Genomic DNA, 21,159 nt, shown 5'->3' with positions numbered 1-21,159 from the left:
CTTATTTTCCCGGCGACTGACTCACAGGCACGGGTTGTTTTTTACCTGATAGTTTTATTTTACCGGTTAGCTTTATTTTGCCCGAAAGGCTTTTTTCGCCTGAAGTATGGCCGCGCCAGGTAAATCCGCGCCCTGCCCAGCACCCTAACCACAGCGCGGGCATCATGATATCGCGCAGGCACATCGCCAGAATATCCCTCAGCTGATGCGGCCAGCCGAGCGCTTTTGCCAGCGCCCATTCACCGCCAAACCACAACACAAACAGCGCAGCCGGTGCGAACAGCGGCAAATCACCGGCGGCGGTCAGCCAGGTAACGGCCGCCAGCGCAGGCAGAAAACCCATAATAATTTCGGGCACGAACAGCCAGAAAAACCCGGCACGGCGGATACGCGCCCAGCGCAGCTGCCTGCTCCAGACCGCGTCCAGCGTGCGATGCCCGACGGGCTGCGCAAAAGGTTGCGCCGGTAAACGCACTTTCAGCCCGGCGCGGCGCACCAGTTTGGTCGACGCCACGTCTTCCGCCAGTTCACTGCCCAGCGCCACCATGCCGCCGCCATTATCGAGCACCTCGCGCCGCCAGCACAGCGTTTTCCCCTGCGCAAAACCGTTACCGAGAAAATCAGACAGATACTGCCAGCGTGCCTGATGCGTGTTCAGCATTGCGGCTTCCACCGCGCCCCAGATATTTTCCGGACGAATGCCGATCGCAGGCGAACTTACCATCCCGGTTTCCGCGTCAAAAGTATTCACCAGCGAACGCAGATAATCCGGCGGTAAAAGCAGGTTGCTGTCCGCCATCGCCACAATACCGGCAGTGGTGTTTTTCCACGCTTTATTGAGATTGTTCACTTTCGGGTTCGCCGATATTTTGTCATTTCCGGTCAGTAAACGCGCACGCTGATGCGGATATTCAGCCATCAGTTTTTCCACCAGCGGGATCACCGGATCAAAGCGCGATGCGACGCAGAACACAATTTCGTAACCGGGATAATCCTGATGAAAGCTGGAACGCAGCGTTTCCTCTTCAAAGGCGTTAAGCCCGCACAGCGGCCGCACCAGTGCGATAAATTCTGACGTTTCCTGCGTTTCATCCCGCCGGACGCCCCGCCGCATTCGCCAGTAAGCGATCGCCAGAGAGGTGAATTGCAGCGTAATCAGGAAACCGCCAAAAGTGGCGGTTAATGCGGTGCTTAAAGCCATGATGATGCCCCTTCATTTTTTAAGCGCTGGCGTGATGTGGCCGGTGATTTCCGGCGGTCAGCATCGTGAGAAAACAGGCAAAACGATTACGAGGTAATAATCATCCTAGAGACGTTTCATTAAGGTTTTCTTAAAGCAGGCTTTCGGGGCGCATAAATGTTGGCGTTTGCCGTAAGGAAATGTTTTTATTATCTGTTATTCGGAATTTTCTTAATGGCACCGATAAACTGAAATATTTCCGCAGTAATCTGTTCATCTTTATCGTGACCGGATCTGTCAACATGGAACGCTCAGGCTATTTGCAAAGACAATTTACGCCCAGCTCCCGTTCTTTAACTGCCCGGGAATTGTGTATTGATGTCCCTTTTGTCACCCCGGAAAGTGACAACCTGAAAGTGATGGAATTATTCACCCGGCACCATTCGCTGATCAGCCTGCCCGTCGTTGAGGACAACCGTCCGTTCGGGCTGATCAACCGCCATATCTTTCTGTCCCAGATGGCCCGCCCCTATTTTCGCGAACTGTATGACCGGAAAAGTTGTATTGCGTTTATGGATAAGCATCCGCTGGTGATTGATTCAGAAAGTACGCTCGATGAACTGGCGCAGAAAATGGTGGAGTCCGGCGACCGTTCGGTCACTGACGGATTTATTCTGACCACCGGCGGCCATTACATCGGCATGGGACTGGGGATCGACGTCATCAAAACCGTGTCGAACGTCCAGACGCAGCAGCATCAGCAAATCATGCAAAGCATTGAATACGCGCGCGTGATCCAGGAATCGATGCTGAACAAGTCGCATAAAACGCTGACGGCGCAGCTCAGAGACTGGAGCCTGGTGTGGCAGCCGAGAGACTGCGTGGGAGGCGATTTCTATGCGTTTCATGAAGTTGACGGCGGGTGGCTGCTGTTTGTCGCCGACTGCACCGGCCACGGCGTGCCGGGCGCGTTCATGACCGTGATTCTGTCGTCGGCGCTGGATAAATCCTTGCAGGAATGCCCGGCCAACCGCCCGGATTTGCTGCTCGGCCACGTGAATCAGTTTATCAAACAGACGCTCGGGCAATCCGAACAGTCGAATCAGACCTCCACATCCAACGACGGCTGCGATGCGATGGCGGCGTTTATCGACCCGCAGGATCCGCGGCTGATCTGGGCCGGTGCGCGTCTTTCCGGTTTCCTGTTACCGGCTGAAAGTGAAGAAGCGGTGGCGCTCAGTGCCGACCGGATGGGCGTGGGGTATACGGAAACGCCCGCTGATTATCGCTGGACGCTGCATGAAACCCCGCTCAATCCGCAGGATTTACTGTTTATTTATACCGATGGCCTGACCGATCAGGTTGGCGGTAAACGCAACATCATGTTCGGGAAGAAAAAGGTGAAAACGCTGCTCGAACAGCACCGTTCAGCGCCCGTGCCCGAACTCTCGGCAGCGATGATGCAGGCCTATCTCGACTGGCAGGGCAATCAGCAACGCCGCGATGATATGACCTTTTTAGGTTTTCGTTATTGTGGCCTCAGGGGCCGGCAACCGTAGAGTTTATTTATGACAAACGAACCCGTTTTCACCGGACCGTTCAGTGCGCCGCATTATGACGTGGTGGCATTGCAGTACACCGGATTTTTCTCGCAAAACAATATTACCGCGATGGGCGAAGTGATCCGTTTGTATCTGGAACAGCATGAAGCGTCTTCCAGCACCCGCCGCAAACTGTTTTCCACCTTTATTGAGATGGTGCAAAACATCCTGCGTTACTCCTCGGACAGCCGGGCGCTGGCGCGTGCTGACGACGAAATGCGTTTCGGATCCGTCACGCTGGGCATCGATAATGGCCGGTACGTGTGCGAAAGCACCAACCTGATCCGCCCGGAAGATATTGTGCGGCTGCGCGACTATCTGGAGACGATCAGAACCATGAGCGCCGACGAAATTAAACTCACCTATAAAGCGTCGCTGCGTGCGGAAAGCCCGGTGTGGAGTAAAGGGGCCAACATCGGCCTGCTCACCCTCGCCCGCGATGCCAGTGAACCGCTGGAATTTACTTTTCATCAGGTGGAAGCCTCTGAACTGTCCACTTTTCATCTGAAAGCCATAATCTAAAAAGAGCGCATCACTATGAACAATATCAGCATCCCTGCGACTTCCTGCACGCCGGAAGTTGAATTTGATTTTGATGGCCGAACTCTGTCGCTGGCCGGAGAATCTTATCCGGAAAATGCGGCGGCTTTTTATCGTCCCCTGATCACCGCCCTGGAAAACTTTGTGCCCGCGCAACCTCAGGGCACCGGCTCGCCGCTGACGCTGCACGTCGCGCTGAGTTACTTCAACAGCTCCAGCACCAAAATGCTTTTCAGCCTGTTAAGTGCGGTGAATAACGCCGCTGCCGCCGGGATCGCCACCACGCTGCACTGGTATTACGATCCTGAGGATGATATTTCCGAAGAATTCGGCCAGGAACTGAGCCTTGATTTCCCCGCCATCGCCTTCCACCTCCACGCGGAAAGCTACCATGACGAGCTTAGATGAGTTATTCACGGCAGAAAGCGCCATCCTGCAAGACAACCGCGAACTGGCGGAGACACAGGGGCTGGACGCGGAGGTTTACCGCGACGCGCTGATCAAGCTGACCGCGCATTATCAGAAGATCATGAATGAATCTTACCGCCTGATCCGCCGCAGCGACCGCGCCGAGCGGGATCTGAACCAGCTCAATGAACGGCTGGAGTATGAGGCCACGCACGACCCGCTGACCCGGGTCTATAACCGCAGCGCCATCATTGATCAGATTACGAAAGCGCTGAACGCGGGAGAAGCCGGGCTGATTTTGCTCGATATCGATCACTTTAAGGCGATCAACGACCAGTACGGACATCCGGCTGGCGATGCGGTGATTTGCGGGCTGATCCGGCGCATTGAACAATCTGTGCCGGAGCTGGGCAGTATCGGGCGCGTCGGTGGCGAGGAGTTCACCATCCTGCTGCCGCGTTACACCAAAGCGCAGTCGGTGATTGTCGCCGGTTATATTCACGCGCTGCTCAACGCATCGCCGCTGGATTTACTGCCAAATCAGCTAGTGACGGCGAGCCTGGGCGTAAGCTGGGGAAAGCAGAACAGCAGCTTTGATACGTTATACAACGACGCCGACGCCGCCATGTATGAAGCGAAACGACGCGGCAGAAACCGGGTGCATTGCGGATAGTCAGGGCGCGGGATTGCAGATAAAAGCGTGAATGCAGACAGCCTGCATTCACCTTTTTTTTGGCCTTACACTTTCTTAAATTCGAGACGTTTGATTTCGCCGACCACCAGCAGATAGCAGAGCATGGACATCAGCGCAGAACAGCCGACGAAGATCAGCGCACTGTTGAATGAATGCAGGTTTTTCACCAGATAACCAATCAGCAGCGGCGTGACGATAGAAGCGACGTTACCGAAGATATTAAATATCGCACCGCACATACCAATCATTTCTTTCGGTGCGGTATCGGCAATCACCGGCCAGCCCAGCGCCCCGAAGCCTTTGCCGAAGAAGGCCAGCGCCATCAGCCCGACCACCACAACATTATTGTCGGTGTAGTTACACAGAATAATTCCGGACGCCAGGATCATGCCGCAGACAATCGGGATTTTCCGCGCGGCGGTTAATGAGAAGCCGCGTTTGAGCAGATTATCCGACACCACGCCGCCCAGAATGCCGCCGCAGAAACCGCACAGAGCCGGAATTGAGGCAATCAGGCCGACTTTCAGAATCGACATGCCTTTTTCCTGCACCAGATAAATCGGGAACCAGGTCAGGAAAAACCAGGTAATGGTGTTGAGGAAATACTGGCCGAAGAAAATGCCTAACATCATTCTGCTGCTCAGAAGCTGGCGAACGTAATTCCATTTCGGGCCCTGTTTGCCCTGTCTGGATTTCGCCTGATCCATATTCACCACCGCACCGCCCTGCTCGATATAGTCCAGCTCGCTGGCTGAAACACCCGGATGGTCAAGCGGGTTACGGACAAACTTCACCCAGAACAGCGTCAGGATAAAACCAATCACGCCCATCACCACAAACACGTTTTCCCAGCCCCAGGCGTAGGTCAACCAGCCGAGGAAAGGCGAGAAAATGGCCAGCGAGAAATACTGCGCCGCATTGAAGATGGAAGAGGACGTGGCACGTTCCCGCGTCGGGAACCAGGCTGCCACCATGCGGGCGTTGGCCGGAAACGCCGGGGCTTCGGCAAAACCTAACAGGAATTGCAGCAGGAACAACGACCCCACGGCGTACGCCACCGGGAACCAGCCGACAAAGCCCTGCACCAGCGTAAAGAACGACCAGAAAAACAGGCTGTAGGTATAGACTTTGATGGTACCAAAACGGTCAAGCAGCCAGCCGCCGGGCAGCTGCATCAGCAGATAAGAGATACCAAATGCTGAGAATATCTTCCCCAGATCGACAACGTCTAATCCCAGATTTTTAGACACTTCTGTTCCGGCAATAGATAACGTCACGCGGTCGGCATAATTAACGGCAGTAATAACGAAAATAATCAGCAGAATAATGTAACGGACATGCGTCTTTTTATTTCCTGACGCCACAGATTCAACACTCATGTTATCCCTCTCTGTAACATTTTCCGGCGTCAGCACGCTTTGAAACAATCTCAGTCAAAGTGTGAAATGCAGAAACCGGAGGTTTGCTATCCCTGTTAAAATAAAAAATCCATTTGGCATTTTTTTTGGTAAATAACGCCCTTAATTCACCCGTATTGTTGACGCAATGATTGTGATTTAAGGCTACCTTCAGAGGGTTGAATCAGTATAAGAAAGGGAAATAGAAATAACACTGTGCAGACGCCCAAGGATCTGCGGGGAATTTTCTTATTTTACTTTGCACTCTCACATTACGATAACGTTGAAATAACACTCTTTTATCGCTAACCGGCCACGCCTTAAAAAGAGTGATGCAAGTCACAGTTCATATTTCATATGCCAGAAAACTTCCGGCATTCATCGTGCAAAGCCGGTCAGTTGCACAATGGGCAATCAGAAACTTTACTTTATAATTGCCTTCATTAACCCGTATTCATTGACGATGTGTGATTCCCCTTTCAGAGAACAACGTTAGCCCTGTTTATTTCTGCATAAATAAGAACTCACTGCTCTGTTCTTTAGTATCAGCAAAGCAGCTTTAACAATAAGTGCGTTATAAAATAAAAAACAGGCCCGCAGAAATGATTCCCTGCGGGCCTGCTTTTCTATTGACGTTTTATTGCTGCGTTTTATTGCTGCGTTTATTCGTTACGCTTTTGCACCGGCAACGGCTTCTTTCGCCAGCTGGGTAATGCGCGCGTAATCGCCGCTTTCCAGCGCATCAGCCGGAACCAGCCATGAACCGCCGATGCACAGCACGCTTTTCAGCGCCAGATAATCCCGGTAGTTCGCCGGTGAAATGCCGCCGGTCGGGCAGAAACGCACCTGCGGGAACGGGCCGCCAATCGCCTGCAACGCTTTCACGCCGCCGCTGGCTTCTGCCGGGAAGAACTTGAATTCACGCAAACCGTGATCCAGCCCCAGCATGAGTTCGGACACGGTAGAAATCCCCGGGATCAGCGGAATGGTTCCCGCCGTTGCGGCCTTCAGCAGGTCATCCGTCAGACCCGGACTGATTGCAAACTGTGCCCCTGCGTCGGTGACGTCTTTCAGCTGTTGCGCATTCAGCACAGTGCCCGCGCCGATAATTGCGTCCGGCACTTCGCGGGCAATTGCACGGATCGCGTCCATCGCGCAGGCGGTGCGCAGCGTCACTTCCAGAACGCGAACGCCCCCTGCGACCAGCGCTTTTGCCAGCGGCACGGCGTGTTCGAGTTTATTGATAACAATCACCGGCACAACCGGGCCAGATGTCAGGATTTGTTCAGCGCTTGTTTTCCAGTTTTTCATGTTCGTTTTCTCTTATCTCACGTCTTCGACATTAAAATTTGATGCAGCACGCGCCCTGTTCCGCGCCGGAAAGCTGGCTGCGCAGGGCACCGAAAAGCTCACGGCCACAGCCGGTATGTTCGGCACTCAGATCCGGCTGGTACGCGGTGCGTTTCGCCAGCTCAGCGTCATCCACCAGTAACGCCAGCTCGCCGGTGCGGCCATTCACGCGGATGATATCGCCGTCCTGCACTTTCGCCAGCATGCCGCCGGTATACGCTTCCGGCGTAACGTGGATGGCAGACGGCACTTTGCCGGATGCGCCGGACAAACGGCCATCGGTGACCAGCGCCACTTTAAATCCGCGATCCATTAACACGCCGAGCGGCGGCATTAATTTGTGTAACTCCGGCATGCCGTTGGCCTGCGGCCCCTGAAAACGCACCACCACCACGCAATCGCGGTTAAGTTTTCCGGCCTCGAACGCAGGTACGATGTCATGCTGGCTTTCAAAGACGACGGCAGGCGCTTCGATAATCTGATTATCTGCAGGAACCGCCGAGGTTTTCATCACCGCGCGCCCCAGATTGCCGGACAACACTTTGGTGCCGCCGTGATGTTCAAATGGCGCAGAAACGCTGGCGATCACGTTTGTATCCAGCGAGCTTTGCGCCCCTTCGCGCCAGGCCAGTTCGCCGTTATCGAGCCACGGTTCCTGCGTGTAACGCTCCAGCCCGAAACCGGCGACGGTGCTGACGTCCTGATGCAACAGGCCATGATTAAGCAGTTCACGCACCACCAGCTGCACGCCACCGGCAGCCTGGAACTGGTTAATATCCGCCGGGCCGTTCGGGTAAATGCGGCACAGCAACGGCACGGCGTCGGACAGTTCAGAGAAATCATCCCAGTTAATAATGATGCCCGCCGCACGCGCCATCGCCACCATGTGCATGGTCAGATTGGTGGAACCGCCGGTCGCCAGCAGCGAAACAATCCCGTTCACCACGGTTTTCTCGTTCACCATCTGCCCGAGCGGCTGATAGTTACCGCTGGTTTCGGTCAGACGCGTCACCTGACGCGCCGCCGAATCGGTCAGCGCGCCGCGCAATGCGGTGTCCGGCGGCACAAATGACGAACCCGGCAGATGCAGGCCCATCACTTCCATCACCATCTGGTTGGTGTTGGCCGTGCCGTAAAACGTGCAGGTGCCGATGCCGTGATACGACGCGGCTTCCGCTTCCAGCAGCGCCTGACGATCGACTTTGCCTTCGGTGTAAAGCTGGCGAACGCGCACTTTTTCTTTGTTCGGCAAACCGGTGCTCATCGGCCCGGCCGGAATAAAGACCGCCGGAAGATGCCCGAATGACAGCGCCGCCATGACTAATCCCGGCACGATTTTGTCGCAAATTCCGAGGTACAACGCGCCGTCGAACATGTTGTGCGACAAGCCTATTGCGGCGGACATGGCAATCACATCGCGGCTCATCAGCGACAGCTCCATGCCGTCCTGCCCCTGCGTGACACCGTCACACATTGCCGGCACGCCGCCCGCCACCTGCCCGACGGCACCGACGGATTTCAGCGCCTCTTTCAGGCGCTGCGGGTAATGCTCGTAAGGCTGATGCGCGGAGAGCATATCGTTGTAAGCGGTGATAATCGCGATGTCGCTGCGCACCATATTTTTCAGGGCGTTTTTGTCATCCGGCTGACAGGCCGCAAAGCCGTGCGCCAGATTGCCGCAGGCCAGCTGCGCGCGGTGAACCGTTTTCGAACGGGCAGATTCCATGCGCGCCAGATAGGCTTCGCGGGTCGGGCTGGAGCGTTCAATGATCCGCTGCGTGACGCGCGAGACTGTTTCGTTAATCATTTCGTTCTCCTTTTCTTAAAGCATCGTGAAAGCAATCATGCCGATTATCCCGCCGGTGGTGCCCAGCAGGGTTTCCATCACGGTCCAGGTTTTCAGCGTTTGCAGTTCACTGGCACCGGTGAATTTACCGAACAGCCAGAAACCGGCGTCGTTCACGTGGCTCAGCACGATGGAACCGCCGGTGATACAGATTGCCAGCGCCGCGAGTTGCCCGCCGTTCAGCCCGAGCTGATGCGTCACCGGCAGAACCAGGCCGACGGTGGTCAGGCAGGCGACGGTCGCCGAACCCTGAATCACACGCACCACGGCGGCCAGCGCAAAACAGGCCACGGCGATAGGCAAACCGGTGCCAATCATGGCGTCACCGATGGCCGGGCCGACGCCGGAATCCACCAGGATTTGTTTGAACACGCCGCCCGCACCGGTCATCAGCAGGATGATCCCGGCCGGTTGTACGGCAGCAGAACAGATGGCGAGCGTTTGTTCGTTGGTCATGCCGCGCGGTTTAGCCAGACCGTAAATCACAATCAGGCAGGCAATCAGAATGGCGGTGAACGGATGGCCGATAAATTCCAGCCATTGCTGCAAATGAGAACCCTGGGTAACAAAACGCGCGCCGATGGTTTTCATCCCCACCAGCACCAGCGGGCATAAGATCAGTGCCAGACTGAAACCGAAAGACGGCAGATTGTCTTTGTTCAGCGTCGGCGCATTTTCTTCCACCGGCATCGGCCAGTTCACATAGCGGCTGATGAAATTACCGTACAGCGGCCCGGCAATCAGCATACCGACAATGGCGGCGACCAGACCGATGGCAATCATCCAGCCAAAATCCGCATTAAGTTGTGACGCGAGAAGCATCGGTACCGGCCCCGGAAGCAGGAAACAGGCGGCCGCGGCAACACCGGCAAACAGCGGGATCGCCAGCCTGACAATGTTGCCGTCTGTACGGCGCGCAACGGCAAACACAATGCCGATCAGCAGGACAATCGCGACGTCGAAAAACAGCGGCAATGCGCATACCAGCCCGGCAATCCCGAGCGCGTAATTAGCTTTGTTTTTGCCGAAACGATTCAGTAAATGGGCCGCAATTTGATCGAGCGCGCCGACTTCATGCAGGATCTTGCCAAACATCGCGCCCAGCGCCACCACGATCGCCAGAAAGCCGAGCGTGCTGCCCATGCCTTTTTGCATGGTGTCGGCAATCGTATCAATGGGCATACCGGAGAAAATCCCGGCGGCGATGGAGACCAGCATCAGCGCCACAAAGGCGTGCATGCGGACTTTCATGACCAGGAATAGGAGCAGTAAAACTGACCCGACCGCTGTCCCGACTAAAGTAACTGTATTCACGCGCAGTGCTCCTGTTGCTGGAAACTTTGAATATGTTGCAGGGTTTCTGCGATCACACCGTCAAGCGGCTGATTGATATTGATGGTGATGACATCGCTCTCTTCAACCCCGGGTTGCTCCAGCGCGGCGAACTGAGAAATCAGCATTTGTGATTTAAAGAAGTGGCCTTTCCGCGCCGCCATGCGCTCCTCGATCACCGGGAAATCGCCTTGCAGATAGATAAACGACAGATTGCCGTTCCCTGCCCGCAGACGGTCGCGGTAGCGTTTTTTCAGCGCGGAACAGACGATGATCGAGACGTTATTGGTTCGCTGCATCGCGAACGCCGCGTCGTTGAGTGCGGCCAGCCACGGCGCGCGGTCGTCATCGTTTAACGCCTCGCCTGCGGCCATTTTGGAAATATTGCTGCGCGGGTGCAGAAAATCGCCGTCAAGAAAACCGGCGGACAACTGGTGTGACACGGCATTGGCGACGGCGGATTTCCCGCTGCCGGACACGCCCATGAAAATATAAATACGGTTGTTATTCTGATTGTTGTTTTGGGTCTGGCTCACGATTTAGCTCCTGGCACGGGATCTTTATTAAGAATGTTACCGGTAACATGTTATCGGTAACATTATCAGAGGGATTTTGGCGTCTGACAATCGGTGGCGGCGGGTGAAAACCATAAATGTGATCGGGTTCAAAGTTAACTATTAGCAATGAAACATTTTGGGTGGGGTTATTAACAGGTGAATAACACAGCATCGGACTCAGCAAAGAATATTGATTCCACCTTGTAATAATCACGTTCCTTGTCTATTACTTAAATCACGTAATAAACCGCTGTTTTTGCATCGAGTTATTACTTAACAGGGTAATTAAAACAGGCGTATCCCGAAGTTCTTCCGCCGGGTTTCCGGTACTCATACTTCTGAGGCAAAAATGAAAATATCTCACGCGTTGTTGGCTGTGGCGTTAACTGCGGGTTTGTCCTTTAGCGCTTTTTCCGCTCAGCTCATGAAGAAAGTCGATTTTGAAAAAGTCGCTTCCGAATACACCAAAGTCGGATCGGTCACCACATCGAATAAAACTTCCCAGTCAGGCGCGATTGAAGATTTGTCCAAGAAGGCCGATAAAAAAGGCGGCGACGTCTTTGTATTAACGTCCGGCAATACCAATAATAAAATCCACGGTACCGCTGACGTGTATAAGAAAAAATAAGTCCAAAATGTGATCGTAAAAAAACCACGCCGAGGCGTGGTTTTTTTATGCAGCAAGAAAGGCGATTTTCAGGCAGCAAGCCCTTCCGGCCAGCGTTCCGTCGGGTACAACGCCATACGGATATTGAACAGATGGAACAGCGGTTTAAATAGCGTCATGTCCGAACGGCACAGCGCTTCGAGGTTTAACAACACGCGGTTTAATTCCTCAAGCAGCGATTGCGGCGGCGCGATATAAATATTTTTCAGCCGTTTTTTGATGTACTGATTAATTTCAAACATCAGCGCGTCCGTTTCCAGCGTATAGCTTTTTAAAATAGCCTGATGGCGGGCATAAAAATCATAGCAATTCACGCCCAGCCAGATTTCCGTGATCAAATTTCCGCCCAGCGCGACATTCGGCACCGGATCAACTTTATTACGCGGCAAAATAATATTCACTTTATCGAGCATACTCGCGACATACTGTTGACGCCCGCGCAGTGACGACGCGTTAATTTTGATCTCATTGGTAAACTGCAATAACTCTTTAATGCCTTTACGCAATGCGCGTTTTGCCGTCCACGAAGGCCGTTTATTGCGGATAAGCGCCGTGGTCAGTAACGCAATTGCAATCCCCACCAGCGTGGATATCGCCGCGTTAACAATCACCAGCAGGTCAGGTTTGAAATCATGGCTCATGCCGATAAAACCGGGGATCTGCGTGGCGATAATCAGGCCGATAAAGTTGGTGGAAGGATTGGCAATCACCAGCCCCAGCGCCAGCAGGCCCGGCGCGAGGCAGATAATCAGGGATTCAAACGTCACTGTCAGCGGAATAAACACGGCGGCATAAACAATACTGATCAGAATCGCAATCAGCACGCCTTTGAGAAAGACGTGGATCGAGGCAATCGGGCTATCGAGTGAGGCGAAGAACGAACAGATGACCGCCGCCATCATCGGCGCGGAAGCCCCGTCGCGCCAGCCGGTACCGATCCAGAACAGACAGCCGACCATGGTGGCGGCAAAGGCGCTGAAGGCCGACAACAGGATCATCCCTTCATCTTTATGCTTTCTCAATAGCCTGAGTTTGCTGCGCTTTTTCTCTTTGCTGAACTGGCTGACGCGTTCGGTCACGCCAAAGTACGATTCCGCAATGTGAATGAAATTCTGCAAACGTTCCAGCAAACCGATAAACAACAGCCCTTCCTCCGGCGTCATTTCGCCCCGGTCGTAGCACGCTTTAATTCTTTCCTGCGACGCGCGGATGTCGTCCTGAATCGCCTTCGCATTGCCGCTTTGCTCCGGGCTGTTCAGCCACAGCAAAAACTGACTGAAGGTCGCGGAGACAAAATCCGGGAACGCAATGCCCTGCTCGCCCAGCAGGCTCAGACGTTTTTCAATCGCCGTCAGGGTCGGGATCAGATACGACAAATGCTGATACTGCGCGGTCACCAGGCGAATCAGGCGGCGCGCGGAATCGCCTTCAAACACGCAGTGCGTAATCAGCGCTTCCACGCTGATGGGATAGTTCGCCATCTGCACCAGAATGTGTTCGCGCTCAGGCGACGTCTCTTTTGGCGTAACGGTCAGCAACTCAGCACAGAGTTTTTTGGCACTGTCGTACCAGTTACTGACGCTGTTCTCCAGCAGATTGCGCATGCGCACCGGGAACACCAGCATGTGGATCAGCGAACTACAGACAATCGCCACCGTGATCTCTTCGACTCGCGAAATCACGGTATAAGTGATGGAAAGCGGCGTATCGACGTCGGCAAATCCCATGATCGCCGCGCTGTATCCGGCCAGCATAAAAATGTACCCCTTCGGCGTGCGGTCATGCAGCGAAAGATACAGGCAGAAAGCCACCCACAGCGACACGCTCAGGCTGAAAAGCACCGGATCGGTGACCGTAAACGGATACACCAGAAAGATGAAAATCCCGCCGAGCACCGTGCCCAGAAAACGGTACGTGGCTTTAGAAAGCGTCGAGGCAGAATAGAGCTGGGAAATGACATAAACCGAAACCATTGACCAGGCAGGTTTATCAAGATTGAGTTCAAGCGCGATATATAAGGCTAAAAATGCCGCTATACAGGTTTTGACGGAGAACAAGAGCGCATTTTTTGTTAACCATTTCATTTTTAAATCAACAGCTCAGCGTATTTTAAAAACAGTATTTTAGCCTGCGCGGAAGATTGCGCCCTTTTGAAGAGTGTAACAAAACATACGAAACTATTAGTCACCTTACAAAATTGCCTCCCGCGCTCGCTTTCCGCTTCCGTCAGGCAAAAAAAATCCACGCCGCGGCGTGGATCGGGGTAACGATGTCGGTGATTCAGAAAGGACGGATGATCGCCAGAATCCCGATAATGATGACGCAAAGAGCGATAATTCCCGCGGCATTACGCAGTAATGCGTAATTTTTTGCGGGCTGTCCGGTGGCGCGTTTACGTAAATCGCCGGAAAGCAGCCCGTGCAGCGCGGAAAGGAAGAACACCACGAGGATCTTAATCAGCAGCCACGCATGCGGGATCTGGCCGTGGCTGACAATCATCACAATCCCGGCAATCCACAGCACAATCATCGCCGGGCTGGTGACGCAGCGGTTCCACTGGCGGACGGTGTCGAGCAACGCCGCTTTGCCCGCGTTATCCTGCATTCCGGCGGTTTTAGAAAACGTGATGGAAACCAGCGCCATCGCCAGCATTCCGCCGATCCACAATATCCCTGCGATAATGTGCAGGGCATTCAGCCACTCATGAAGCATGTTTTATTCCTTCTAAAGTTAACGACAATGCGGTACGCCGGACAACTTCAACCTGCTGTCTCTTCACGGCTTTTACCGGATTATGTCCTTTTCCCCTGATAAAGGCACGGGTAATGTCTGCGCGTTTTCGCAACGTCAGGCTTTCTGTTTTCTTTCTTTTTGGAAACTGAGTAGGTAGACTGGGCTACCTACTCAATAACAAACCAAAATGAGCGACGTTATGTCACAACCTGAAACGCCACCGGAAAGCGCCCGCGACCGCCTGCTCGGCGCAGCCCGTGTCCTGTTTTATAACGACGGCATCGCCGCCACGGGCATTGACGCCATCGTGAAAAGAGCGGGTGTCGCGAAGAAAAGCCTCTACAACAATTTTGAATCCAAAGCAGAACTGGTCGCGACGTACATCACCGTCCGCCACGACGAATGGCTGGCGCTGTATGCACGCCGCGAACAGGAAGCCTCCGGCCCGAAGGAAAAAGTGCTGGCAGTTTTCCGCGCGTATGACGATCACGCGGAGTTTTCTTACGAACGCGGATTTCGTGGCTGCGGGCTGCTTAATGCCGCCGCCGAACTCCCGGCCGGTGCGCCCGGCAGGCTGGCGGTGCGCGGCCACAAAGAACAGGTGGAATCCATCGTCACCACCCATTTGCTGGAGCTGTTTGCCGGCGATGAATCAAAAGCGCAATTACTGGCACGGCACTTTTCATTCCTGCTCGAAGGAGCGATTTCCCGCGCCGGGCTGGAAGGCAACGGTGCCTGCGTGCGTCAGGCGATGGCGATGGCCGAAGCCATGATGGAGGCGCCGTGACAAGCTCGCCCGCAGAACGTCTACTCGGCATTCTGGCCGTGGTTTTTGCCTCGGTGTTATGGGGCTCCACGGGCACGGCGGCCACGTTCGCCCCGCAGGTCAGCCCGCTGGCGATTGGCGCAGTGGCAATGGGCATCGGCGGCCTTTTGCAGGCGGTCATCGCCGCACGCGGCATTCTCAGACACCGCCGTGCACTCACTTTACACTGGCGGATTTTACTGACCGGCGGCCTGTCCGTCGGCATCTATCCGCTGGCTTTTTATGCCTCGATGCATCTTGCTGGCGTGACGGTGGGCACGGTGATTTCCATCGGTTCCGCCCCGCTGCTTTCTGCGCTGATTGAATACTGGCTCGAGGGCCAGCGCCTGACCCGCCGCTGGATGACGGGCGCGGCCATTGGTGTGGCCGGAATGGTGTTGTTATGTCTGGCGGAAAGCAGCTCGCACGCCCTTTCCGGGCAGCAACCGCACGCGCTGGCGGGCATGGCGCTCGGTCTGGTTGCCGGGCTGACTTATGCCCTCTATGCGTGGGCGGCACGCCAGCTGATGCAGCGCGGCGTCCCTTCGCGTGTGTCGATGGGCGCAACGTTTGGCCTCGGCGGCCTGTTACTGATGCCGGTGTTATTCGTGACCGGCGCACCGTTGCTGGCGTCGTGGAATAACGCCGCCGTCGGCGCTTACATGGCGCTGATCCCGATGTTTACCGGTTATGTGTGTTTTGGTTATGCGCTGGCACGCATTCCCGCCAGCCTGGCAACCACCATCACGCTGCTCGAGCCTGCGGTGGCAGCGGTTCTGGCGGTGCTGATTGTCGGCGAACGCCTGCCCGCAATGGGCTGGACCGGCATCGGGCTGGTCGTCGCCTGCCTGATTTTCATCACCGTTCCGCTGAGAAGAAGGCCGGTGCTGAAGTCGGCCTGAAAGAAGAATGGGCGTTTGCCGGGTGACGCCGTCATCAGGCTAATTTCGTTCCCACTGATTCCTTCTGAACTCGCCAGGCGTGCAGGTCACCTGGCGTTTGAAAAATTTAACAAAATTGGTGGGCTCTTCAAAACCGAGTTGTTCTGCGATAAGCGCAACCGGCGTTGTGGAGTTGGCCAGCAGCCTTTTAGCTTCAAGATTGATCCGCGAGGCAATGATATTTTTTGCCGTCATGCCCGTTAGCTGAACGGCGGCGCGGGTCAGGCTTTTCTCTGAACACCCGAGATGACTGGCATACTGGGCGACCTGATGCCAGCGGGCATAGTTTTCCTCAACCAGATCTTTAAAAGCTTTAAAACGCTTCGTTGAACCCGGCGAACCGTCCGCACCATTCTGGCCATATGTGACAGACAGGCGCAGTAAAAGCGCGAAAAACTGGTGATGCAACAATGTGTTGATCTCACTGCTGTCACCCGACGATGTAATGGCCGAGTCTTCTCTCATTTGTTCAATGGCCTGCGCCACAATGCCCTGCTCGTGTTCGTTCAACATAAGATGATCAGGAATTCTCCGGGTGAGCTCTTTCACTCTGAAATTAAAGGCAGGAGACCGGGCCAGGCCAGGAGCCGAAATTAACTTTGGCCGGAGCATCATTATCCATCCATCCCACTGAGTCTCGTCCCCAAACCGATGAGCCTGTCCGGGCGATAGCATCACAAGCGAACCCACTTTGCAGTTAACCGGGATGAAATCAATCCACTGCGTACATTCACCTTCAGTGATAAAAAGCAGCATTCCAAAACTATATTGATGCGCAAGCTGCATCTGTTCCTGCCGCTGACCCAATCTTTTTTTCAGGCTTGATACCGAGAAAATCTCAATATCCAGTGAATAGGTACCGGCAGGACGATAATCCAGATTAATAACATCCGGTTCCGCAGAAGCATTCTTGTCGAAATGTCCGTTTTTCACCATTTTTACTCCCTTAACTACCGTTATCGCCTCAGGCATATGGCATAATATTACCTCATTCACTGAATGATACCCGGAGGGAACTGAAATGAAAAAACTGGACTGGTTCAGCAATGTTGAAAACCGCACGCACCCGTGGGAAGGCCTGGGACTCACCTGGCTGACAACTGCATTAAACGTACCCAATGTCAGGGACGCCGTTGATTTCTATACCGGCGCGATGAGTATGGTCGCGATTGCAGAGCTTGAAGGTGATGATGGTGAAATACTCTTCGCCCGTATTCGCTATCGCGGCACCAATTTCACGATTAACAAGGAAGGATGGGACTCAGACCTGAGCAGCCCGCAAACATCCGGCTCTCAGACACCGTTCATTTTCTATATGTACGTTGATGACACAATTGCGCTGGTAAATGAAATGGTGCAGGCAGGTGCAACAATGGTGAATGAACCCGCTGAAATGTTCTGGGGCGATTTAAAAGCGCGTGTAAAAGATCCTTTTGGCTTTATCTGGGATATTGCACAAAAGTTGTAAGATAAATGACCACTCGTTGGGTAATGCCGGACAGTTAACGATCCGCAGAACGATCCAAAAGCTCTGCAAAAACCAGTCAGTGACATAACTGACTGGCTTTTTTTTTGCGAAAATCACACGTTCTTACACCGCCGCAGGAGCTTCCAGCGAGGCCATATCAATGACAAAACGGTAGCGAACATCTGCTTTTTCCATACGTTCGAATGCCGCGTTGATTTCATCCATACGGATCATCTCGCAGTCCGGCAGAATGTTTTTCTCAGCGCAGAAATCGAGCATTTCCTGCGTTTCGCGGATCCCGCCGATTGGTGAACCCGCCACACGGCGACGGCCCAGCAGCAGCGGCACGGTATTGAACTCTTCCATTGGCCCGACCTGCCCGACCAGCACCAGCGTTGCGTCCACATCCAGCAGCGGCATGTATGGCGTGATGTCGTGTTTGACCGGTACGGTATCGATAATCAAATCGAAGTGATCGTGCGCCTGCGCCATGGCATCGCTGTCTGCGCTGACCAGCAAACGGCTCGCGCCCAGCGCCAGTGCATCGGCTTCTTTGGCATTGGAACGGCTCAGCACGGTGACATCCGCGCCCAGCCCGGCGGCCAGTTTAACGGCCATATGGCCCAGCCCGCCCAGACCAATAACGCCTACGCGGCTGCCCGGCCCGACATTCCAGGTTTTCAGCGGCGACCAGGTGGTGATACCGGCGCACAGCAGCGGCGCGGCTTTGGAGAGATCTAACCCTTCCGGCATCCGCAGGCAAAACTCTTCGCGCACCACTAAATGCTTGGAATATCCGCCCTGCGTCGGCTCTTTGGTGAAACGGTCGTAACCCGCATACGTGCCGGTATTGCCTTCGCGGCACAGCTGTTCTTCGCCCTTTTTACACTGGTCACATTCCTGACAACTGTCCACCATACAACCGACGGCGACATGGTCGCCCACTTTGTAGCGGGAAACCTGATTGCCCACCTGCGTTACGCGCCCGACGATTTCATGGCCGGGAACTATCGGATAATAGCTCCAGCCCCAGTCATTACGGGCAGTATGCAAATCAGAATGGCAGACGCCGCAATACAAAATTTCCATTGCAACATCATTTTCACGCAGGCCGCGACGTTCAAATGCGTAAGGTGCCAGCGGTTTTTTCGGATCGTACGCTGCAAATCCAACAGTTTTCATCGGTAAACTCCTGAGTTGATAGTGACCCCTTCACTATAGAATTTACCCTCGAAGCCACAAGCCACAGTTCTCCAGAATCCTTGCCTGATCCTGTTCAGTTTACTTTTCGGGATGCTGGCTCAGCCACTGGCTGCGGTATTGCGAAGGCGATCGCGCGGTGCTTTTACGGAACACGCGGCAAAAATAATTGCTGTCGGTAAATCCGCAGCTGCTCGCCACTTCTTTAATCTTCAGTTCATAGCCTTTCAGCAGCAGTTTTGCCCGTTCCAGCCGGACATGGTTGAGGTATTCGCTGAAACCGGTATCGCCGGATTTTCGGAAAAGATGTGACAGGTAGTTCGGCGTGATATGGAACCGTTTCGCCACGTTTTCGCGGGTCAGCGGCAGCGAGGCATTTTCCTCGATGTATTTCTTCATCACTTCAAACAGCGCGCCGCTGCGGGTCAGAATTTGTGTGCGGTTCGCCAGCTGTTCCTGACAATGGCTCAGTAAACCGGCGACCACGCAGCGGGCGGTTTGCTGGTCATCCGGGTTTGAAACGATTTCATTCATCGCCTGCAATAAAAACGAACCGACGCGCGGCCCCAGCCGGGCAACGCTTTGTTTGTCCGTTGCGGAAAACCGGTTGCCGTCCCAGGATTGCAGGCTGAAACCGAGTTTTTCTTTGCTGAACAATATGCTCAGCAGCACGGCGGGCGCGCTCCACTGAGTGAGATTCCATTTACCGCCGGGGATATACAGCGCTTCGCCCTCTTTCAGTAAGCCCTTTTCAGCCGGGAGACTGCGGTCATGAACGTGGCCTCTGACCACAAATTCGATGCGCGGGAAACTGACCAGCAACGCCAGTTCGGGCATGGGTTGTGTGTTATCCGGAAAGCGCACGGCCTGCGCTTCACCGCCACAAAACGATCGGAAAAGTGTGTCTATCACAACGGGCAGCATGGTGTTCTCTCAGTTTTTCAATTGCATTGAATCTTGCCATCAAAATCAAGACCTTGGGTTGCCACCCAAACTGGCCTCGGGTCAAAATCAAGACCTTGGGTTGCCACCCAAACTGGCCTAAAGAGGCGCCTGTCGCCGCGCCTCTTTAGAATCTCCGGCTCTTTCACTGCGCGCTACCGCTCGCTGGCACTGTTTCAGCAACTCCGGCTAGTGCCGCAAACGCCGCCGCTGCGCGGTGCTCTCATTTCAGGTTCGAACCTGCTCGAAAAAAGACTCTCGCTGTTTCTCACCATTCATTCGACGTCGTTTCGAAAGCGGCCACAGACCTTTTAATTCACAACCTCACTGATTTTGATCTAAAAAATAGACAACGACTTTATCTTTTATAGAGCCTCCAGCCGCTTTCAGAAAGCTTGCTGAGTGAGAGTTTCGAGACCGTGGGCTCGAACACCGAAATGAAGGCACCGCGCAGCGGCAAGTTTTCGCGGCAATAGCTGTTATACCTGAAATAGTGCCAGCGAGCGGTAGCGCGCAGTTAAAAAAGCGCAGAGTCCAGAGACCCGCGCGTTACCGGGTCTTTGGTCGGTGTGGGCCGACGCCCACGACTTTGAACTTAAGGCCCGTTTGGGCGGCGAGCCCAAGGTCTTGACCTGTGTTAGGCGACGCCCAAGGTCTTGACCTGTGTTAGCCGACGCCCACGGTTTCATTCACACCACATCCAGCAGCCATTTTTGCGCCGGGGTTAGTCGGCTGGCGGTTTCCGGTTTAAGCCATTTGCGCTGGTCCTGCTGCTGCGCATCTTCACGATCGATGTACAAACTGTGCAGCACGCGGCGGCGTGTACCGACGGTATTGTTGGTGCCGCCGTGCCAGGCGTGCGCGTCGTAAATCATCACGCTTCCGGCCGGCGCTTCGAAAACCACTTCGTCGGGATGCGGTAATCCGACGTCTGCCAGGACATCTTCCGGCAGCTCCGGCCGGTGATGCGTGCCCGGTATAATCCGCGGTGCGCCGTTTGCCGCGCTGAGATCGTCAATCGCCCAGATGGAGTTCACCAGATGCACTTTGGGAAAATCCGGACGCGGCTTTTTCCAGTCCGCATGCAGCGGCTGATGTCCGCCACGGTGCAGCGCTTCGCGGCCATTGAGGCTCGATACCTTAAACGCGCCGCGGAAAATGTGGCGGCAAACGGACAGAATCAGCGGATGCGACCACACTTTTTCCCAGACCGTACCTTTGTTAATCATGTTCGCAATACGCGTCGCGGTGGCTTCCTGATGATGCTCAACGGCCAGATTGTCACCCTCTTTTTCCACCAACGCATCGAAGGTCACGCGCATTTCTTCCAGCCAGTCTTTGTCGATCACGTTATGAATAATAACGTAACCCCGGGTTTCCAGCTCAGCGGCCTGTTCTGCGGTAAGCGACTGCGTTGCGCCGAGGGCGTCCAGGTACTGCTCATCCAGGTATTGCTCAGATGAATTTATCATTTCCCACCTCTTTAGTTAACGTTTGT

The 21,159-nt window shown here is 54.4% G+C and carries 20 protein-coding genes; 8 read left to right on the top strand and 12 right to left on the bottom strand.

What is annotated here, in order from left to right; all coding sequences use genetic code 11:
• Position 1: 1 nt before the first annotated feature.
• Positions 2 to 1,201, bottom strand: a complete 1,200-nt coding sequence (locus IV433_RS18110) for a ceramide glucosyltransferase (protein ID WP_195815319.1) — start codon at positions 1,199 to 1,201, stop codon at positions 2 to 4.
• Positions 1,202 to 1,482: 281 nt separating this feature from the next.
• Here IV433_RS18110 and IV433_RS18105 point away from each other — a divergent pair, with 281 nt between their 5' ends.
• From IV433_RS18105 to IV433_RS18090, 4 genes are read left to right on the top strand one after another with little or no spacing between them, the layout of a single operon-like run.
• Positions 1,483 to 2,739 carry a SpoIIE family protein phosphatase gene (locus tag IV433_RS18105; RefSeq protein WP_195815318.1) on the top strand — a complete coding sequence of 419 codons (1,257 nt, stop codon included), beginning with the start codon at positions 1,483 to 1,485 and terminating at the stop codon, positions 2,737 to 2,739.
• Positions 2,740 to 2,748: 9 nt separating this feature from the next.
• Positions 2,749 to 3,303, top strand: coding sequence for a SiaB family protein kinase (locus tag IV433_RS18100; RefSeq protein ID WP_195815317.1), 555 nt, complete (start codon positions 2,749 to 2,751; stop codon positions 3,301 to 3,303).
• Between the two features lie 15 nt (positions 3,304 to 3,318).
• On the top strand, positions 3,319 to 3,729 hold the full coding sequence (locus tag IV433_RS18095) for a DUF1987 domain-containing protein (protein ID WP_195815316.1): 411 nt from the start codon (positions 3,319 to 3,321) through the stop codon (positions 3,727 to 3,729).
• Positions 3,713 to 4,402: a GGDEF domain-containing protein gene (locus IV433_RS18090; protein WP_195815315.1), complete on the top strand. Its 690-nt coding sequence runs from the start codon at positions 3,713 to 3,715 to the stop codon at positions 4,400 to 4,402. The genes IV433_RS18095 and IV433_RS18090 overlap by 17 nt, the downstream gene beginning before the upstream one ends.
• 65 nt (positions 4,403 to 4,467) lie before the next feature.
• Here the strand turns inward: IV433_RS18090 and IV433_RS18085 are convergent, their stop codons facing one another.
• From IV433_RS18085 to gntK, 5 genes are all read right to left on the bottom strand, one after another.
• The gene (locus IV433_RS18085) at positions 4,468 to 5,802 is read right to left on the bottom strand and encodes an MFS transporter (protein ID WP_195815314.1); all 1,335 of its coding nucleotides are present in this window, start codon (positions 5,800 to 5,802) and stop codon (positions 4,468 to 4,470) included.
• Positions 5,803 to 6,489: 687 nt separating this feature from the next.
• A complete protein-coding gene (locus tag IV433_RS18080; RefSeq protein ID WP_195815313.1) occupies positions 6,490 to 7,131 on the bottom strand; it encodes a bifunctional 4-hydroxy-2-oxoglutarate aldolase/2-dehydro-3-deoxy-phosphogluconate aldolase in 642 nt (213 codons plus the stop codon).
• Between the two features lie 31 nt (positions 7,132 to 7,162).
• Entirely contained in the window at positions 7,163 to 8,977 is a 1,815-nt protein-coding gene (edd, locus tag IV433_RS18075; protein WP_195815312.1) for a phosphogluconate dehydratase, read from the bottom strand.
• A gap of 15 nt (positions 8,978 to 8,992) precedes the next feature.
• Positions 8,993 to 10,330, bottom strand: a complete 1,338-nt coding sequence (gene gntU / locus IV433_RS18070; RefSeq protein WP_195815311.1) for a gluconate transporter — start codon at positions 10,328 to 10,330, stop codon at positions 8,993 to 8,995.
• A complete protein-coding gene (gene gntK / locus IV433_RS18065) occupies positions 10,327 to 10,884 on the bottom strand; it encodes a gluconokinase (RefSeq protein ID WP_255562187.1) in 558 nt (185 codons plus the stop codon). Before gntK ends, gntU begins: the two co-directional genes overlap by 4 nt.
• 370 nt (positions 10,885 to 11,254) lie before the next feature.
• Between gntK and yahO the strand changes: the two genes are divergently transcribed.
• A complete protein-coding gene (gene yahO, locus IV433_RS18060; protein ID WP_195815310.1) occupies positions 11,255 to 11,533 on the top strand; it encodes a DUF1471 family periplasmic protein YahO in 279 nt (92 codons plus the stop codon).
• A 68-nt stretch (positions 11,534 to 11,601) separates the two neighbouring features.
• Here the strand turns inward: yahO and IV433_RS18055 are convergent, their stop codons facing one another.
• Both IV433_RS18055 and IV433_RS18050 read right to left on the bottom strand, forming a co-directional pair.
• A complete protein-coding gene (locus IV433_RS18055) occupies positions 11,602 to 13,656 on the bottom strand; it encodes an FUSC family protein (RefSeq protein WP_195815309.1) in 2,055 nt (684 codons plus the stop codon).
• A 196-nt stretch (positions 13,657 to 13,852) separates the two neighbouring features.
• Positions 13,853 to 14,284 carry a CopD family protein gene (locus tag IV433_RS18050; RefSeq protein WP_195815308.1) on the bottom strand — a complete coding sequence of 144 codons (432 nt, stop codon included), beginning with the start codon at positions 14,282 to 14,284 and terminating at the stop codon, positions 13,853 to 13,855.
• A 220-nt stretch (positions 14,285 to 14,504) separates the two neighbouring features.
• Here IV433_RS18050 and IV433_RS18045 point away from each other — a divergent pair, with 220 nt between their 5' ends.
• Positions 14,505 to 15,092: a TetR/AcrR family transcriptional regulator gene (locus tag IV433_RS18045; protein WP_195815307.1), complete on the top strand. Its 588-nt coding sequence runs from the start codon at positions 14,505 to 14,507 to the stop codon at positions 15,090 to 15,092.
• Positions 15,089 to 16,012 (top strand): DMT family transporter, encoded by a 924-nt coding sequence (locus tag IV433_RS18040; RefSeq protein WP_195815306.1) that lies wholly within the window; start codon positions 15,089 to 15,091, stop codon positions 16,010 to 16,012. The genes IV433_RS18045 and IV433_RS18040 overlap by 4 nt, the downstream gene beginning before the upstream one ends.
• 39 nt (positions 16,013 to 16,051) lie before the next feature.
• Here the strand turns inward: IV433_RS18040 and IV433_RS18035 are convergent, their stop codons facing one another.
• Positions 16,052 to 16,987, bottom strand: a complete 936-nt coding sequence (locus IV433_RS18035) for a helix-turn-helix domain-containing protein (protein WP_195815305.1) — start codon at positions 16,985 to 16,987, stop codon at positions 16,052 to 16,054.
• 85 nt (positions 16,988 to 17,072) lie between these two features.
• On the opposite strand from IV433_RS18035, the gene IV433_RS18030 reads away from it, so the two are divergent.
• Complete coding sequence (locus IV433_RS18030) at positions 17,073 to 17,519, top strand: VOC family protein (protein WP_195815304.1); 447 nt, start codon at positions 17,073 to 17,075, stop codon at positions 17,517 to 17,519.
• Between the two features lie 123 nt (positions 17,520 to 17,642).
• On the opposite strand, the gene IV433_RS18025 is transcribed toward IV433_RS18030, so the two are convergent.
• The 3 genes from IV433_RS18025 to IV433_RS18015 all read right to left on the bottom strand — a co-directional run bounded on the left by IV433_RS18025 (position 17,643) and on the right by IV433_RS18015 (position 21,133).
• Complete coding sequence (locus IV433_RS18025; protein WP_195815303.1) at positions 17,643 to 18,701, bottom strand: NAD(P)-dependent alcohol dehydrogenase; 1,059 nt, start codon at positions 18,699 to 18,701, stop codon at positions 17,643 to 17,645.
• Positions 18,702 to 18,800: 99 nt separating this feature from the next.
• A complete protein-coding gene (locus tag IV433_RS18020; RefSeq protein WP_195815302.1) occupies positions 18,801 to 19,643 on the bottom strand; it encodes an AraC family transcriptional regulator in 843 nt (280 codons plus the stop codon).
• A gap of 707 nt (positions 19,644 to 20,350) precedes the next feature.
• The gene (locus tag IV433_RS18015; RefSeq protein WP_195815301.1) at positions 20,351 to 21,133 is read right to left on the bottom strand and encodes a phytanoyl-CoA dioxygenase family protein; all 783 of its coding nucleotides are present in this window, start codon (positions 21,131 to 21,133) and stop codon (positions 20,351 to 20,353) included.
• Between the last annotated feature and the right edge of the window lie 26 nt (positions 21,134 to 21,159).

Source organism: Rahnella laticis, assembly GCF_015644585.1.
GTDB classification, from domain to species: domain Bacteria; phylum Pseudomonadota; class Gammaproteobacteria; order Enterobacterales; family Enterobacteriaceae; genus Rahnella; species Rahnella laticis.
Note: the sequence above shows the minus strand (reverse complement) of the source record. Positions and strands in the feature narration are given on the sequence as shown.